The sequence below is a fragment of the Ruegeria sp. AE3 genome, from assembly GCF_056542225.1.
This window is the reverse complement of sequence record NZ_JBQFZL010000001.1, coordinates 550,688-566,374: the sequence shown is the minus strand read 5'-3', so window position 1 is coordinate 566,374 and position 15,687 is coordinate 550,688. Positions and strand designations below refer to the sequence as shown.

Annotated in this window: 14 protein-coding genes; 9 read left to right on the top strand and 5 right to left on the bottom strand. The window is 56.4% G+C overall.

Features of this window, described 5'->3' with window-relative positions; all coding sequences use genetic code 11:
• Positions 1 to 20: 20 nt before the first annotated feature.
• From ACR0NZ_RS02795 to ACR0NZ_RS02785, 3 genes are all read right to left on the bottom strand, one after another.
• Positions 21 to 1,007, bottom strand: a complete 987-nt coding sequence (locus ACR0NZ_RS02795) for an MBL fold metallo-hydrolase (RefSeq protein WP_480516796.1) — start codon at positions 1,005 to 1,007, stop codon at positions 21 to 23.
• Between the two features lie 130 nt (positions 1,008 to 1,137).
• The gene (locus ACR0NZ_RS02790) at positions 1,138 to 2,100 is read right to left on the bottom strand and encodes a LuxR C-terminal-related transcriptional regulator (protein WP_480516794.1); all 963 of its coding nucleotides are present in this window, start codon (positions 2,098 to 2,100) and stop codon (positions 1,138 to 1,140) included.
• A 96-nt stretch (positions 2,101 to 2,196) separates the two neighbouring features.
• The gene (locus ACR0NZ_RS02785; protein ID WP_267363904.1) at positions 2,197 to 2,775 is read right to left on the bottom strand and encodes a lytic transglycosylase domain-containing protein; all 579 of its coding nucleotides are present in this window, start codon (positions 2,773 to 2,775) and stop codon (positions 2,197 to 2,199) included.
• Positions 2,776 to 2,976: 201 nt separating this feature from the next.
• Here ACR0NZ_RS02785 and ssb point away from each other — a divergent pair, with 201 nt between their 5' ends.
• Entirely contained in the window at positions 2,977 to 3,465 is a 489-nt protein-coding gene (gene ssb / locus ACR0NZ_RS02780) for a single-stranded DNA-binding protein (protein WP_480472412.1), read from the top strand.
• An 18-nt stretch (positions 3,466 to 3,483) separates the two neighbouring features.
• The gene (locus tag ACR0NZ_RS02775) at positions 3,484 to 4,554 is read left to right on the top strand and encodes a site-2 protease family protein (protein ID WP_480516792.1); all 1,071 of its coding nucleotides are present in this window, start codon (positions 3,484 to 3,486) and stop codon (positions 4,552 to 4,554) included.
• Positions 4,555 to 4,562: 8 nt separating this feature from the next.
• On the opposite strand, the gene aroB is transcribed toward ACR0NZ_RS02775, so the two are convergent.
• The gene (gene aroB, locus ACR0NZ_RS02770; protein WP_480516790.1) at positions 4,563 to 5,675 is read right to left on the bottom strand and encodes a 3-dehydroquinate synthase; all 1,113 of its coding nucleotides are present in this window, start codon (positions 5,673 to 5,675) and stop codon (positions 4,563 to 4,565) included.
• Complete coding sequence (locus ACR0NZ_RS02765; RefSeq protein ID WP_480516788.1) at positions 5,675 to 6,262, bottom strand: shikimate kinase; 588 nt, start codon at positions 6,260 to 6,262, stop codon at positions 5,675 to 5,677. Before ACR0NZ_RS02765 ends, aroB begins: the two co-directional genes overlap by 1 nt.
• Positions 6,263 to 6,341: 79 nt before the next feature.
• Here ACR0NZ_RS02765 and ACR0NZ_RS02760 point away from each other — a divergent pair, with 79 nt between their 5' ends.
• The 7 genes from ACR0NZ_RS02760 to ACR0NZ_RS02730 all read left to right on the top strand — a co-directional run bounded on the left by ACR0NZ_RS02760 (position 6,342) and on the right by ACR0NZ_RS02730 (position 15,662).
• The gene (locus ACR0NZ_RS02760; RefSeq protein ID WP_480472404.1) at positions 6,342 to 6,491 is read left to right on the top strand and encodes a hypothetical protein; all 150 of its coding nucleotides are present in this window, start codon (positions 6,342 to 6,344) and stop codon (positions 6,489 to 6,491) included.
• Positions 6,481 to 8,001: a hypothetical protein gene (locus ACR0NZ_RS02755; RefSeq protein WP_480516786.1), complete on the top strand. Its 1,521-nt coding sequence runs from the start codon at positions 6,481 to 6,483 to the stop codon at positions 7,999 to 8,001. Before ACR0NZ_RS02760 ends, ACR0NZ_RS02755 begins: the two co-directional genes overlap by 11 nt.
• Before the next feature lie 2 nt (positions 8,002 to 8,003).
• Entirely contained in the window at positions 8,004 to 8,960 is a 957-nt protein-coding gene (locus ACR0NZ_RS02750; RefSeq protein WP_480516784.1) for a site-specific tyrosine recombinase XerD, read from the top strand.
• Between the two features lie 63 nt (positions 8,961 to 9,023).
• The gene (locus tag ACR0NZ_RS02745) at positions 9,024 to 10,331 is read left to right on the top strand and encodes an HlyC/CorC family transporter (RefSeq protein ID WP_480516782.1); all 1,308 of its coding nucleotides are present in this window, start codon (positions 9,024 to 9,026) and stop codon (positions 10,329 to 10,331) included.
• A gap of 96 nt (positions 10,332 to 10,427) precedes the next feature.
• Positions 10,428 to 12,845, top strand: coding sequence for a GcvT family protein (locus tag ACR0NZ_RS02740; RefSeq protein WP_480516780.1), 2,418 nt, complete (start codon positions 10,428 to 10,430; stop codon positions 12,843 to 12,845).
• Between the two features lie 31 nt (positions 12,846 to 12,876).
• Positions 12,877 to 13,476 (top strand): nucleotidyltransferase family protein, encoded by a 600-nt coding sequence (locus tag ACR0NZ_RS02735; protein WP_480472395.1) that lies wholly within the window; start codon positions 12,877 to 12,879, stop codon positions 13,474 to 13,476.
• 749 nt (positions 13,477 to 14,225) lie between these two features.
• Entirely contained in the window at positions 14,226 to 15,662 is a 1,437-nt protein-coding gene (locus ACR0NZ_RS02730; RefSeq protein WP_480516778.1) for a DegQ family serine endoprotease, read from the top strand.
• Positions 15,663 to 15,687: the final 25 nt, after the last annotated feature.

Below are 15,687 nucleotides of genomic sequence, written 5' to 3'. Positions count from 1 at the left end.
GGTGGTTCCCTACAAGACTCTCAGCCGGTCATGACGTTGTTGCCGAAATGCATGAACTCCTGATCCATGCCTGAAATCTCTCCGGCCTCCAGTTTCAGGCTGGCACTGTCAAGCATCTGATAGCTTTTCTGCCCCTTTACCCACTCGTCCGCAGATTGCAGCGTGGTCAGCGTGTAAGACGTGACTTCATTCAGGTAATGGGTTGGGATAATGATCTTGGGCTTTAGCTTGGCCACGATGTCATTACCCTGATCGAAACTCAGGATATGTTGCGACCCGTCTACCGGCAGGGTCAGAACATCGACCTGTCCGACGGCGTCCCAAAACTCCTGCGGTGGGTTATGGCGATTGTCACCCCAGATCAGCGTACGAATGCCGCCTGTTTCCACCAGATAGACCACCATATCCATATGACCCACATTGTTCGGTGGGCAGGCATCGACCCCAAACTCGGCCAGTGCATTGGTCCAGTTGTACCACCCCGGCGCCACGCAGGCATGTTTATCAGCAAAACCAGTGATCTTGATATCGGCGAACTCGAAATTGCCCACCATCCTGTCCAGAACCATGGTCGAGCTTGGGCGTTCGATCGCGTCGTGATCAAAATGCGCGTGGGTCGACAGGGTAATGTCTACCGGAATCTGGGGGAATTCATTGCGGAACCAAAGCCCCCACGCGCCCGACGGGTCATCACGCCAGGGGTCAAGCAGGACCGTTGCGCCGTTGGGCGAAGTGATCTTGATGGCGCAATGGCCATAATAATCGATACCGACAACTCCGGCACTGGCCTGACCCGTCGATCCCTGCAGGTCAATCACATGGTTATTGTTCCCTGGCTGCAACCAGGCTTGCGATTGCGCTTCGGCCGGTTTCGCCCCCAGCACTGAAGCGGTCGCGCCAACACCGGCAGCACCTGCCGCCATGAAAAATGACCGCCGAGACAAACCCGGTGCCAGATGATCCCTGTCCCCTTTCAGGATGGTCGGCTTCAGATCCTTGCGATCCATATCTATGTACCTCTCTGTTGGACGTGCGCCTTTTTTCCGCACCTCATCCCAAAAGGTAACAAGCTAAAGCACATCGGCTCAGACCGAAAAAATAGGGGTGGAATATGGGGGCAATCCCCATATTCGACATTCACGAAATCGAGAGCAAGTGACTGCGCAGGTTTTTATCCCGGCCCTCAAGTCCAAGTTTTCGGCGAATGTTGTTGCGGTGAAAATCGATTGTCGACGTCTCTCGGGACAGGGCCTTGGCTATGTCCTTCGTGGTTCTCCCAAACATGACCATCTGAGCAATTTCCATTTCTGTCGGGGTCATTGCCGCAAAGGCATCCGTCAACTTGTCAGACAGCGAAGACGTGATCTCGTTCAGGTTCTTCTCGGCCAGCTCAAGATAGACAAACTGCGCCTCATCCCCTGAAAGCTGCGCCCGAACCTTTTCAAGATACGGCAAAACTCTGCTGCGAACCTGCTCGACGATTTCGTGATCCCGGTTCTTGCGGTCATCGTCGAGACTTGAGAGCAATACGCGCAACGCTGTGTTCGTCTCCTGCAGCTCTCGGGTTCGATCCGAAACACGCGTTTCAAGCTGGGCAAGTGTTTCGTTCAGTTTCTCTTCCAACGCGCGTCTCAGATAAACCTCTTGCAACAAAGCCAAATCCGACTCGACCATGCGCGCGAACTGCGCCAACCCCTCACGGAATAACAAGGCCCGCCGGTTCTGTTTACGGTCCAGAACACAGATTGTGCCGAACACCGATCCATCGGGCCATTTCAGCGGTAAGCCGATGTAAAAGGTCATTCCGTGTTCCAGGTCGTCGTTGTCCGCCCAAACCGGATCACATTTGGCGTCTTCGACCACCAACTCTCCGTCACGCTCCAGAACACCCTTACAGTATAGCTTGGGGTTCAACTGGAAACTCAGACCGACCGGATATGGATTCTCGGGGTGATCGGATGTGATCAAAACCGCATGATCCGGCGCGTCGGTTTTCATGATCAGGCTTGCGGGCACGTCGGCCAGTTCTGCGACCAGATCAACAAGTTGCTGCCAGTTTGCCAGCGTTTCTTTGGGAATCTGCGGATGATCAACAGGCATGAGGGGCCTCACCAGTTACTGGGCGATACCCTGTCAGGTTAGTTGGAGGCGTTGCACTGAATCAAGAATACGACACTCTGCAGCGCAGCATCAGTTTCAGCCGCCCCAGATAACCTTCACGTAGTTCTGGGTTTCCTTGTACGGCGGGATCCCACCGTGCTTTTCAACCGCATCAGGACCCGCGTTATAGGCCGCCAGCGCCAAAGGCCACGATTTGAACTTGCGGTACTGCCAAGACAGATATCTGGCACCGCCTTCGAGGTTCTGCTTGGGATCATGCGGGTTTACGCCCAAAAGCTCGGCCGTTTGTGGCATAAGCTGCGCCAATCCCAACGCACCTTTATGTGACTTCGCCTGTGGGTTCCATCCACTTTCCTGCTGCACCAGACGCAAAAAGAGATCTTCAGGGATGTTGTGAAGGCGAGCAACACGCCGTGCGATTTCCAGATATTCTCCACGATATTTTCCTGAATACCGTTTGCTGACCTGATCACGCGTTGTTTTGGGTTTCAGCCGGGCCGAGTCGCGGTACTGGGTTGCCGCACGAGAATCCAGAACCTTCGCCTGCTTCAGGAAGATATCCTTGCGGCTTTTGCTGGACAATGTTTGTGCCTGCACCGGCGCAACGGCCAATACAAGGCAGGCAACGGAAAACCCAGCAACCCAAGAACGCATCTTTGCTTATCCTGCTCGATCAAAACCAGTGGGAGTATAGGTATTCCCGCAAAAAATGAAAGCTTGGTAAATAGTACAGTAAGACTCTTATTCGACAGTGTTGTATCAACTGTTTTCAACCATGATGCAGGCCGTATAGGGTCTCACGAAACTCATTGCGTCAGATTCGGCGCATTTACGCAGAACAGAACGAGGATTTACATGGCGGGTTCAGTCAACAAGGTCATTCTGGTGGGAAATCTTGGCCGCGACCCCGAGGTCCGGTCGTTCCAGAACGGCGGCAAAGTGTGCAACCTGCGCATTGCCACCTCGGAGAACTGGAAAGACCGCAACACAGGTGAGCGGCGCGAACGGACAGAGTGGCATTCGGTTGCCATCTTCTCGGAACCGCTGGCCCGCATCGCCGAGCAATATCTGCGCAAGGGCAGCAAGGTTTATATCGAAGGCCAGCTGGAAACCCGCAAATGGCAGGATCAATCCGGTCAGGATCGGTATACGACCGAGGTTGTCCTACGCCCCTATCGCGGGGAACTGACCCTGCTGGACGGTCGTGGTGAAGGCGGTGGCGGCAGCGGCGGCGGTTATGGTGGTGGCCAGGCCGGTGGCGGTTACGATGACCCCTATGGCGGTCCTTCCAGCTCTGCGGCACCAGCCTCGGGCGGAATCGACGATGACGAGATTCCGTTCTAACCAAAGCGGAGTAACAATATGACATGGTCCTTCTCTCTCGGCCGATTGCTCGGTTCCGAACTGAGGGTCCATGTCACCTTTTTTCTGCTGCTGGCTTGGGTCGGTTTTGCCGCATTCTCGACCGGTGGCCTGCCAGCCGCGATTGAGAACCTTCTCTTTGTTCTGGCCCTGTTTGCCTGCGTTGTCGCGCATGAGTTCGGTCACGCTCTTATGGCGCGGCGCTATGGTATCAAAACCCCCGACATCACCCTTCTGCCCATCGGTGGCCTGGCCCGACTTGAGAGAATGCCGGAAAAACCGATGCAAGAGGTTCTGGTGGCGCTTGCGGGTCCGGCAGTGAATATCGCTATCTTCATTGGCCTTGCCGTGCTTGGTGCAGGGATGCCGCTTGAGACCCTCGCGCAATTGGAATCACCAAATGTGAGGATTTTGGACAAGCTGGCCTATATCAATCTGCTTTTGGCCATCTTCAACTTGATCCCGGCCTTCCCAATGGATGGAGGCCGCGTTTTTCGCGCCCTTCTCTGTTTGCGCATGAATCGCGTCAAAGCCACCCGAATTGCAGCGGTTGGTGGCCAGATTGTCGCTGTCGGGTTTGGATTTCTAGGGCTGAGCTCCGGCAATCCAATTCTGGTATTGATCGCCGTATTCGTGTTCTTTGCAGCGAATGCAGAAAGCCAGGATGTCGCTTTGCGATCCGCGGTCCGCCGTGTTCTGGCTCGTGACGCGATGATCACTGAATTTCATGCCCTGTCCCCCAGCGATACGCTAAGCACAGCTGCGCAAGCCGTCATTCACACCACACAGCACGAGTTTCCGGTACTGGACCCAAATCACACTTTGCTGGGCTTTGTGACACGCGATCGCCTGTTCACCGCTCTGGCAAGCGACCAGCCCAGAACTGCGCCCGCGACCTCGATCATGGATGCTGACGTTCCCACAGTCTTGCTGACAACCGGCCTTGAGGACGTACTGGAACACCTGCACAATGGTGCGCCGGCGATTGCAGTTCTGAGCCATGGCGGTCGTATGATCGGTTACATAACCCGCGAAAACATCGGCGAGCTGATGGTCATTCAGGGTCGTTAACCCCTGCGTCACACCGGGGCGAGAGCGTCCGACAGAACCGATAAGACCGCATCCTTCGGCACATCCGAGGTCACAAAAGCCTGACCAATTCCGCGGGCCAGGATAAACCGCAGCTGGCCGTCCACGACCTTTTTGTCCTGCCCCATCAGATCCACCAGTGACTCGGCACTTGGCAATTCGCCCGGAATATCAGCCAGATCCGTTTTCATACCCATTGCCCGCAGATGCGCGCGTACCCGGCTTGGGTCTTCTTGTGAACACAGCCCAAGGCGGGACGAAAGCTCGAACGCAAGTGCACAGCCGATGGCCACGCCCTCGCCATGCAAAAGACGGTCCGAATAACCAGTGGCAGCCTCCAAGGCATGACAGAAGGTGTGTCCCAGATTCAGCAGGGCGCGGTCACCTTGTTCGGTTTCGTCCCGGGCCACGATATCGGCTTTCATCTGAACCGAGCGGGTTACCGCACGCACCCGCGCGGCCAAGTCACCCGAGGACACGCTTTGCCCGTTCGCCTCAAGCCATTCAAAGAAATCAGCATCCCCAAGCAAGCCGTATTTCACCACCTCGCCATACCCTGAAAGAAAGTCCCTCTGGGTCATGGTCTGCAACACAGATGTATCGGCCAGAACCAGCGATGGCTGATGAAAAGCGCCGATAAGGTTCTTCCCCTGAGGGGCGTTGATCCCTGTTTTCCCTCCGACGGAGCTGTCGACCTGCGCCAGCAAAGACGTTGGGATTTGCACGAACCGAACACCTCGGCGCAGGACGGCTGCGGCAAAGCCGGCAAGATCACCAATTACGCCGCCACCAAGGGCCACAACAACGTCGCTGCGTTCAACCTTTTCAGCCAACAGCCACTCAACCGCGCGTTCGAAATGAGGCCAGCTTTTGGTCGCCTCCCCGGCTGGCAAGGCCAGCGCGGACATTTCGATTCCGGCGGCTTTCAGACCCGCACGTAGTGCGTCCAGATGCAGGCCAGCTACGTTCTCATCTGTCAGGACGGCCACCTTGGGGCGCGCCAATAGCGGTGCAATCCAATCGCCTGCGCGCGCCAGAAGATCCGGACCGATCTCAACGTCATACGACCGGTCTCCAAGTTCAACGTGTACTGTTTGGTGCATTATCTGATTTCCAAAACATCAGGGCGCGCCAATAAGGCGTCGACAACCCGGTCCACCATATTCTCGATCGAAGTTTCGCCATCCGAATCCACGATCAAATCTGCCTCCGCGTAAACCGGAACACGCGCCTCGTAGAGGGCTTTCAATGTCGCATAAGGATCAGCAGTGCGCAGCAGCGGGCGCGTGTCCTTGTGGCGAACTCGGCTCCACAAAACTTTCAGGTCTGCCCGCAGCCAGACAGACGCCCCGCGCAAGGTGATCATACGCCGGTTGTCGGGCTGAAGAAACGCCCCGCCACCCGTTGAAAGGATGCCTTTTTTCTCGCCCAGCAGGCGGCTGATGACCTGTGTTTCCTTGGTGCGAAAAAACGGCTCCCCGTCCCGCTCAAAGATTTCGGGGATGGTCATGTTGGCGGCTGATTCGATTTCGGCATCACTATCCAGAAATGGAACACCCAGACGCGCAGCCAAGGCGCGGCCCACGGCTGTCTTACCAGCCCCCATCATCCCCACCAGAACCACGGTTTTGTGCAGAGCAAATCGGGTCTGCGCGTCCGCTGAGTGCGTGTTATGCTTAATTTCGCTCATTTCACCGTGAATGACGTGATCTTGGGAAAAATGCCAGTTATAACTTGGTCAAAACCAAAAATTGAGGCAGCGTGACGCCATGAGCCGTCTGATCAAATTCCTGATATATGTTCTGTGCCTAGTATTCATCGGGCTGGTTGCCTATGCCTATGTCGGTCCATTCTTTGGTGTGGATTTCTCTGCGCCTCAAAGTGAAATTCGCGAGCCGGTTGTACTGGATGTCAACTAAGCAACTGCTTTTGGCAATCACACTGGCCGGGTCGGCACATGCGCAGGAACCCTTATCCGCCATCGAATGGCTGACAGACCCGCCGGAAAACCTGCCGGGAACCGTTCTGCTGGAACCACCGGTCACGCAAGATGGCACTTTGCCAGGAATTGAGGTGACTTCGCTTGAAGCGCTGTCGCAGCCGCTGGGCCTTGTTTCGTCCTCTGTCACCGGCCTGCCCGTCGACCTTTGGCAAGGCAGCGATGCGGATCGCTTGGCCGAACTGATCGCCGACGTCCACGTGCGTGACAACCCGGCGATGCAGCGATTGTTGTTCACGTTACTCTTGTCTGAAACACGCGCGCCGTCAGGGCCTCTGGCCGAAGAAACCCTTTTACTGGCGCGGCTGGATCGGTTGATGCAACTGGGTGCCGCTGATCCGGCGCAATCGCTTGTTCAACTGGCCGGACCTACTGACACGCGAGACCGTTTCAAGCGCTGGTTCGATGCGACGCTCTTGACCGGGGATGAGGATCGCAGTTGTACCGCCCTTATTGCCGAACCGCATCTTTCGCGGGACTATGCGGCTCAGATCTTCTGCAAGGCCCGCCGCGGGGATTGGGCTTCAGCCGCGCTGACCCTTGAGGCAGCGCATGCGCTTGAAATCCTTCCACCCGAGGATCTGGCAGTTCTGGACCGTTTCCTCAGCCCGGAACTGTATGAAGGCGCAGCTTACCTGCCGCAGCCTGAGAACCCTGATCCCCTGACGTTCCGTTTGTTTGAGGCAATTGGCGAACGACTTCCCTCCGCTCCGCTGCCACGGGCGTTTGCCAATGCGGATCTGCGCGATGTCGCAGGTTGGAAGGCACAGATCGAAGCAGCGGAACGGCTTACCCGCATTGGCGCATTAACCCCCAATCAGCTGCTGGGCCTTTATACTGAGCGTGACCCGGCGGCCTCAGGTGCTGTCTGGGATCGAGTGGCCGCCGTTCAGCGTTTTGAAAGCGCGTTAGACACCGGGAACGCGGAAGCGATCGGAAAGACCTTGCAGCCGGTCTGGCAACAGATGCGCGGTGTCGGGCTTGAGGTTCCGTTTGCCGAACTGTTTGCCGAGCGCTTATCGACTGTCACATTACCGGTTGCTGCCACCGAAAACCTGCGCTGGCGTATTCTGATGCTGTCCGGGCTTTACGAACAGGCCGCCTTGTCAACACCTGACACATCGAACGAAACCCGGTTTCTTGCCGCTTTGGCACAAGGCGATCCCGGGCGCGCGGTGTCCCCGTCCTCTTTGGCTGATGCCGTCGCTCAGGGGTTCGAATGGGCAGCGCCGGTGCCAAACGACATTGATGCGTTGCTGACCAACGGTCAGTTGGGCGAAGCCATAATTGAAGCCATGCAATTGTTTGCACATGGTGCGCGGGGCAATCTGGTGGATCTGACAGCGGCAATTGCAACATTTCGGCGCGTTGGGCTGGAAGACACCGCGCGACGTGCGGCCCTGTCCCTTTTGATCCTGCAAAAGCGTTGATCATGGGCTCTCCAGCATCGGATGCACTGTGGATTTCAACGTTCTTGCAGGCGCAGGCGGCAGAGCTTGGCGCTGCGACCAATACGCTGCTGGCTTATGGGCGCGACCTGAAAGATTTTGCCGAATGGCTGGACCGCAAGAAATCCGGATTTGATCAGGCAGATCGCGACCTGATCGAAGCCTACCTGATCGACTGCGATGCACAGGGCTTGTCACGTTCGACCCGCGCACGGCGTTTGTCTGCTATAAAGCAGCTGTACCGGTTTGCCTTCGAGGAAGGCTGGCGCGCAGCCAATCCTGCCATTCAGATCAAAGGTCCCGGCCGGCAGAAACGGCTGCCCAAGACGCTGGATGTGCCCGAAGTTGATCGTTTACTGGAGGCCGCCCGAAAAACCGGGCGAACCGAAGCTGACAGACTAAGAAACACCTGCCTGATGGAGGTTTTGTACGCCACCGGAATGCGGGTGACTGAACTTGTCTCCCTGCCCGTCTCCTCGGCCCGTGGCGATCCCCGGATGCTGCTGGTGCTGGGGAAAGGGGGGAAGGAGCGAATGGTCCCCCTGTCGCCCCCGGCCCGGGATGCGCTGGCCGCGTGGCTGACCGCGCGGGACGAGGCCGAGGATCTGGCCGCGGAAAAAGGCGCTCAACGCTCGCGCTTTCTGTTCCCATCACGCGGAAAGTCCGGTCATCTGACACGGCACAGGTTCTTTTTGCTGGTGAAAGAGCTGGCTGTACGCGGCGGTGTTTCTTCTGAAAAAGTCACACCACACACGCTGCGCCATGCATTCGCAACGCATCTGCTGGCCAATGGTGCTGATCTGAGATCGATCCAGACGTTATTGGGTCATGCAGACGTGGCGACGACCGAAATCTATACGCATGTTCTGGATGAACGTCTGGCGGAACTGGTGTTGCAACATCACCCACTGAGCAAAGACCGCAATGAGGACAAAGGCTAAGACCTTGATCCAGCGGAGCGACGTCCCCATAACGGATGCAGTACACTAACCTATCAAGGACCAATGGAACCCTTACCTTCTATGATCGACGGCGCATTCTGGTTTACGACCGGCGCTATCCTGTTCCTACTTATCCTGTCCGGATTTTTCTCGGGCTCGGAAACGGCGCTGACCGCCTCATCAAGGGGGAAACTGCGCGCTCAGGCCGACAAGGGATCGCGCGGGGCTAAAAAGGCGCTGGAAATCACCGACGACAACGAACGTCTGATCGGGTCGGTTCTGCTGGGCAACAACCTCGTCAACATTCTTGCCGCGTCACTGGCGACGGCGTTGTTCACACGTCTTTTTGGCGAAAGCGGCGTGGCATTGGCGACGCTGGTCATGACCTTTCTGGTGCTGATCTTTGCCGAAGTTTTGCCGAAAACATACGCCATCACCAATTCCGAAAAGGCCGCTGCGGCCGTAGCGCCGATCATCAGCGTGGTCGTGACGGTGTTTTCGCCTGTCGTCGCAGCCGTGCGATTGCTGGTGCGCGGCGTATTGCGCTTGTTCGGAGTTCAGATCGATCCTGACAGCAACATTCTGGCCGTGCGCGAAGAAATCGCAGGCGCCCTGCAACTGGGCCATTCAGAAGGGGTTGTTGAAAAAGAAGATCGCGACCGCATCCTCGGCGCGCTGGATCTGGGCGACCGCACGGTGGAAGAGATCATGCTCCACCGTTCCAACATCGAGATGATCGATGCGAACGCCCCACCCGAAGCTATCCTGAGGCAATGCCTTGAAAGCCCTCACACTCGTCTACCTGTTTTCAGGGACGAGCAGGAGAACATTGTTGGCGTTGTTCACGCCAAGGATTTGTTCCGCGCGATGTATGCACAGGCTGGCAGCAGCGACGGCGGCACCGACCGTCTGGCCAGCTTTGACATCGACAAAGTCGCGAATGCCCCTTATTTCGTTCCAGAGACCACAACTCTGGATGACCAGATGCGCGAGTTTCTGCGAATGCACGCTCATTTTGCACTGGTCGTAGACGAATATGGCTCATTGCGTGGACTGATCACGCTTGAAGATATTCTCGAAGAAATTGTGGGCGAAATCGCAGATGAATTCGATATCGCCGAAGAGGTGCTGGTCGTGCGGACGGATGATGGCCAATTCCTTGTCGAAGGCGCGATGACCATTCGTGACGCCAATCGTGCGCTGGACTGGTCGCTACCGGATGAAGAGGCCAACACTCTAGCTGGTCTGGTCATCCACGAAGCCCAGATGATCCCGGTTGTTGGGCAAGTGTTTTCGTTCCATGGCTTCCGGTTCGAGGTAACAGCACGCGAAGGCAATCGTATCACAGCCCTGAAAGTGCGGCCCCTATAGGGTTTGGACGCAAGACAAAAACGACGCGCTCTGTCGCTCGTATGACAGAATGCTTTATCGTTGATCTGCACCGTCCTACCAGAAAAGGAGGAGCGGATGAAAAGCACATGCCAGGTGGCCGTCATTGGTGGCGGCGTTGTCGGATGTTCGGTTCTTTATCACCTGACCAAGCTTGGGTGGTCGGACGTCATGTTGCTGGAACGGTCCGAACTGACCAGCGGCTCGACCTGGCATGCAGCAGGCGGGTTTCACACCCTCAACGGCGACACCAACATGGCGGCGCTACAGGGCTACACGATCAGGCTGTATAAAGAACTGGAACAGATCACCGGCATGTCCTGTGGCCTGCACCACGTGGGCGGTGTGACACTGGCCGACAATCAGGACCGGTTTGATATGCTGCTGGCCGAACGCGCCAAGCATCGGTTCATGGGGCTTGAGACAGAAATCGTCGGCCCGGAAGAAATCAAAAAGATCGCGCCCATTACGAACATCGACGGAATTATCGGCGCTCTTTACGATCCGCTGGATGGTCATTTGGACCCGTCAGGCACCACCCATGCCTATGCCAAGGCCGCGCGAATGGGCGGTGCTACGATTGAAACCCATTGCATGGTGCGTGAAACCAACCAGCGCCCCGATGGAAGCTGGGATGTCGTCACCGACAAAGGCACAATCCATGCCGAACACATTGTTAATGCGGGCGGGCTTTGGGCACGCGAAGTTGGTGCCATGGCGGGTGTCTATTTTCCCTTGCACCCGATGGAGCATCAATACCTTGTCACAGACGCGATCCCCCAGATCGAAGCGATCATTGATGCGGGTGGCGAGCATCCGCATGTCATGGATCCGGCGGGTGAAAGCTATTTAAGGCAGGAAGGGCGTGGTCTGTGCATCGGGTTCTACGAACAACCCTGCAAGCCTTGGGCAGTAGACGGCACCCCGTGGGATTTCGGGCACGAGTTGCTGCCCGATGACTATGACAAGATCACCGACAGTATCGAATTCGCCTATCGCCGCTTTCCCGTGCTGGCTGAGGCCGGGATAAAATCGGTGATCCATGGGCCGTTTACCTTTGCCCCTGATGGAAACCCGCTGGTCGGCCCTGTACCCGGAATGCGCAACTACTGGTCGGCCTGCGGTGTCATGGCCGGGTTCAGTCAGGGTGGCGGCGTTGGCCTGACGCTGGCGCAGTGGATGATCGAAGGCGAGCCAGAGCGCGATGTGTTTGCCATGGATGTTGCCCGCTTCGGCGACTGGATCAGCCCAGGTTATACCCGCCCCAAAGTCATCGAGAATTATCAAAAACGCTTCAGCGTCGCCTATCCGAACGAAGAACTGCCCGCCGCACGCCCCAACCGCACAACACCAATGTATGACATCTTCAGCGATCTTGGCGCGGTTTGGGGGCAGCAATACGGCCTTGAAGTGCCAAATTATTTTGCGCAGGAAGACGAGCCGGGATTTGAAACGCCGTCCTTCCGCCGCTCGAACGCGTTCGAGGCGACGGGGCGCGAAGTGCGGGCGGTGCGTGAAGCTGTAGGTATCAACGAAGTCCACAATTTCGGCAAATACCGCATCACCGGACCCAATGCTCGGAACTGGTTGGACCAGATCATGGCTGGTCGCATTCCGAAACCCGGTCGGCTGTCTTTGACCCCAATGATGTCGCAAAAAGGCAAGCTAATCGGCGATTTCACGGTTTCCTGCCTGAGTGACACTGAATTCCAGCTTACGGCGTCCTATGGCAGTCAGGCCTTCCACATGCGGTGGTTCCAGCAAAACGCTCAGGACGGTGTAACAATTAAAAACATCAGCGACCGGTTGAACGGTTTCCAGATTGCCGGCCCAAAGGCAACGCAGGTTCTGGCGCTCTGCACCCGAGACGACCTGGCGGATTTCAACTTCCTGACCGTGCGCCGGATGACTGTCGGCATGACCGACTGTATCGTTCAGCGTGTCAGCTATACGGGCGATCTTGGTTATGAAATCTATTGCGACCCCTTAGCGCAGCGTCAGCTTTGGTGGACACTGTGGGAGGCCGGACAACCCCACGGAATTGTTCCGTTCGGAATGCGCGCAATGATGAGCCTGCGGCTGGACAAGTTTTTTGGCTCATGGATGCGAGAGTATTCGCCGGATTACACCGCCGCTGAAACGGGATTGGATCGGTTCATTGCATTCAGCAAAAACACCCGTTTCATCGGCCGCGATACAGCGGAATTAGAACGGGCCAACGGAACCATCCGCCAGTTGGCAGCCTTCGAGGTTGAAACAGACGATGCGGACGTCAACGCCTATGAACCGATCTGGCTGGATGGTTCGGTTGTTGGGTTCTGTACCTCCGGCGGCTACTCTCATTTTGCGCAGAAATCTGTCGCCATGGGCTTTCTGCCGTCCGGGCGCATAGAAGATGGTCTGGAGGTTGAAATCGAGATTCTGGGGCAGATGCGCAAAGCGAAGGTTATCTCGACACCTTTGTTTGACCCAGATGGCACACGCATGAGGGGATGACAGCACACATGACTGACAGCAGTGTGGCGCAATGACCGAAATCCCCATCATCCTGCTTGCTGCCGGTCATTCCAGCCGTATGGGCGGGCTGGACAAGCTTATGCAGCAAATTGATGGCATTCCACTGCTGACCCGTACGGCGACCCTAGCGCGTGGCGTGGCACCTGTCCTTGTCGCCCTGCCACCGCGCCCGCATCCAAGATACGATGCTCTTGCAGGAATGGACGTACAGACCGTTCCCGTACCGGACGCGGCCGAGGGAATGAATGCCAGTTTGCGCACCGCCATAAAACACCTTCCTGTTGATGCACCCGCGGTCATGGTTTTGCTGGCCGACTTACCCGACCTGACCCAGACCGATCTGAGAACGATCTTGAAAGCACGCCAGTTGCATCCCGACAATGTAATCTGGCGCGGAACAACCACAGATGGAAAGCCCGGGCACCCGGTGATCTTCGATCGGACGCTTTTCAGTAAGCTTTCGGCATTACACGGCGATCACGGCGCGCAGACGGTGGTCCGGTCACAACAAGGTGGCGTATTCCTGCAACCCCTGCCCGGTCAAAACGCGGTTTTGGATCTGGATACGCCGGAAGATTGGGCAGCTTGGTGCAAGAAACGCACCGTTTAAATAAACACGGCCCGGTCGATATCGACCGGGCCGGTGCCCAATACAGGACTACCACTTTCCACAATTCCAAAAGTTTGACCAATAGGTCTTAAAGACACTCTGGTTCCCTAGCCGCTAAACCTAAACAAGACCCCCTCGTTAACACGCCGCTAAAACTTCCGGTAACTGAGTTAGCCGCCAGCGCCCCCTAGCGCTTTTGGCTTCCCCTCACTTGGGCAATTTCATCCTCACTTATCCGATCCTTAGAAACAACGTAAAATTGGAAGAATAGGTTAATTTCGCGTGCCTCGATTTGGCTTTTAGGCAACATAGCACCAAGGCTTGCTCAACCTATAGGCGATCCAAGTCCGGTGCACGTATCATCGATTCGGGATTAAGCGCAAACTTATGCACCCATTCAGCTGCCTATCGGCAAAGTTACAGCGTCAAGCCCGAAGTTTCCCGGACTCGCCCACAACCATTGGAAGAGCAGCATTTTTCCCCACTGTTCAGTGAAAGCATTGTCAACAAAACAATGAAAATTCAACTTTTTTGAAAGTTTGACGTCTGTTTTGGCAACAATCCTCCGATTCGCCTTCGACCTCCTCGGTTAAATCAGCGAATCCTGATCAACGTCCTTCACCACAAAACACCCGCTTTGTGGCAAAATTAAGATTTATTAATTGATCAGTCAGGAAACCCCAATCCTGACAGTGCATCTCATGTCTCAACGCGCAACGGAAATTGCGTGATCAAACCAGGAGACAGAAATGAGCATCCGAAAATCTTCGCTTTTACTTCCCCGCACATCCAACTGGATGGGGGTCAGCGCATTGGGCGCAGCCATGCTGGCCACAACCGCTATACCTTCGATGGCGGATGAAGCGCTTGCCGATCTTGTCGAAACCGTTTCCCCTTCGGTTGTAACCATCATTGCCGAGCAAAAGACCGCCCCAAGCCCCACACAGGGTCAGAATTTTGACTTTGACGGTCACCCGTTTGGGGAATTCTTCAAACGATTTGGTGGGCCTGAAGGGTTCAACATGCCTCAACGCGGTCCGGCACAAGGGCTCGGGTCAGGGTTTGTACTGGATGAAGCCGGTTATATCGTCACCAATCACCATGTGGTGGACAATGCCGCGACTGTAACCGTTCGCCTAAGTGATGACCGGACATTTGAGGCCGAGGTGGTTGGCACCGACCCGCTGACAGACATTGCAGTCTTGAAGATCGATGCAGTCCCGGGCCTGCAAGCCGTCGAACTGGGTGACAGCGATGCAATCCGTGTTGGCGAAGATGTCGTAGCGATCGGCAACCCGTTTGGTTTGAGCTCCACGGTCACTACCGGCATTGTATCGGCTAAAGGTCGCAATATCTCGGACGGGCCATATGCCGAGTTCATTCAAACGGACGCAGCTATCAACAAGGGCAACTCTGGTGGCCCGCTTTTCAACATGGACGGCGAAGTGATTGGTGTAAACTCGGCCATTTATTCCCCCAGTGGCGGATCTGTCGGGCTGGGATTTGCCGTAACCTCGAACATCGTTGAACATATTGCAGCCGATCTACAGGATGACGGGCAGGTCAGCCGTGGGTGGCTGGGTGTTTCGATCCAGAATATCAGCCCGCAGCTTGCGGCGGCGCTGGGAATTGATGCCTCCTCGGGTGCACTGGTGGCAGATGTTGTCGCCGACAGCCCTGCAGATGGCGTCCTGGAACAAGGCGATGTTATCCTGTCTTTCAATGGCGAAGCCGTAGACTCCAGTGGTGACCTGCCTATTCTGGTGGGCACAACCAAGGTCGGCACCGCCAGTAATTTGACCATTCTGCGCGATGGCAAACAGGAAACGGTCACTTTGACCGTTGGCCAGCATCAGGCAGCGGCGGCTCAGTCCGACAGCCCTGTCGAATCTGATGCAGCAGGCACGTCGCTTGGTGTCACAGTGGCCCCGCTGACCGAAACGGTGCGGGCTGAAGCGGGTATTGCTAAAACCGTCGAAGGTGTGGTCGTCACAGACTTGCAACCGGACAGCCCTGCGGCCCGGGCGGGTCTGCAACGCGGTGACGTGATCGTCAAACTGGGCAACCAGGACACGTTCACACCCGAAGCGCTGAAGGCCGCACTGGACAGCGAAAAGACAGACCCGGCACTGGTATTGATCAATCGGGCCGGCAGCCAGATTTTCGTTGCTGTCGAACTGGTCTGACTAACACCATGCGCGCGCCGCTTGA

Excerpts from the sequence above, each read along its gene's own strand:
- ACR0NZ_RS02760 (WP_480472404.1), top strand. The coding sequence starts at position 6,342 with ATGAGCCGTCTGATCAAATTCCTGATATATGTTCTGTGCCTAGTATTC.
- ACR0NZ_RS02795 (WP_480516796.1), bottom strand. The coding sequence starts at position 1,007 with ATGGATCGCAAGGATCTGAAGCCGACCATCCTGAAAGGGGACAGGGAT.
- ACR0NZ_RS02740 (WP_480516780.1), top strand. The coding sequence starts at position 10,428 with ATGAAAAGCACATGCCAGGTGGCCGTCATTGGTGGCGGCGTTGTCGGA.
- ACR0NZ_RS02790 (WP_480516794.1), bottom strand. The coding sequence starts at position 2,100 with ATGCCTGTTGATCATCCGCAGATTCCCAAAGAAACGCTGGCAAACTGG.
- ACR0NZ_RS02745 (WP_480516782.1), top strand. The coding sequence starts at position 9,024 with ATGGAACCCTTACCTTCTATGATCGACGGCGCATTCTGGTTTACGACC.
- ssb (WP_480472412.1), top strand. The coding sequence starts at position 2,977 with ATGGCGGGTTCAGTCAACAAGGTCATTCTGGTGGGAAATCTTGGCCGC.
- ACR0NZ_RS02755 (WP_480516786.1), top strand. The coding sequence starts at position 6,481 with ATGTCAACTAAGCAACTGCTTTTGGCAATCACACTGGCCGGGTCGGCA.
- ACR0NZ_RS02750 (WP_480516784.1), top strand. The coding sequence starts at position 8,004 with ATGGGCTCTCCAGCATCGGATGCACTGTGGATTTCAACGTTCTTGCAG.
- ACR0NZ_RS02775 (WP_480516792.1), top strand. The coding sequence starts at position 3,484 with ATGACATGGTCCTTCTCTCTCGGCCGATTGCTCGGTTCCGAACTGAGG.
- ACR0NZ_RS02765 (WP_480516788.1), bottom strand. The coding sequence starts at position 6,262 with ATGAGCGAAATTAAGCATAACACGCACTCAGCGGACGCGCAGACCCGA.
- ACR0NZ_RS02785 (WP_267363904.1), bottom strand. The coding sequence starts at position 2,775 with ATGCGTTCTTGGGTTGCTGGGTTTTCCGTTGCCTGCCTTGTATTGGCC.
- ACR0NZ_RS02735 (WP_480472395.1), top strand. The coding sequence starts at position 12,877 with ATGACCGAAATCCCCATCATCCTGCTTGCTGCCGGTCATTCCAGCCGT.
- ACR0NZ_RS02730 (WP_480516778.1), top strand. The coding sequence starts at position 14,226 with ATGAGCATCCGAAAATCTTCGCTTTTACTTCCCCGCACATCCAACTGG.
- aroB (WP_480516790.1), bottom strand. The coding sequence starts at position 5,675 with ATGCACCAAACAGTACACGTTGAACTTGGAGACCGGTCGTATGACGTT.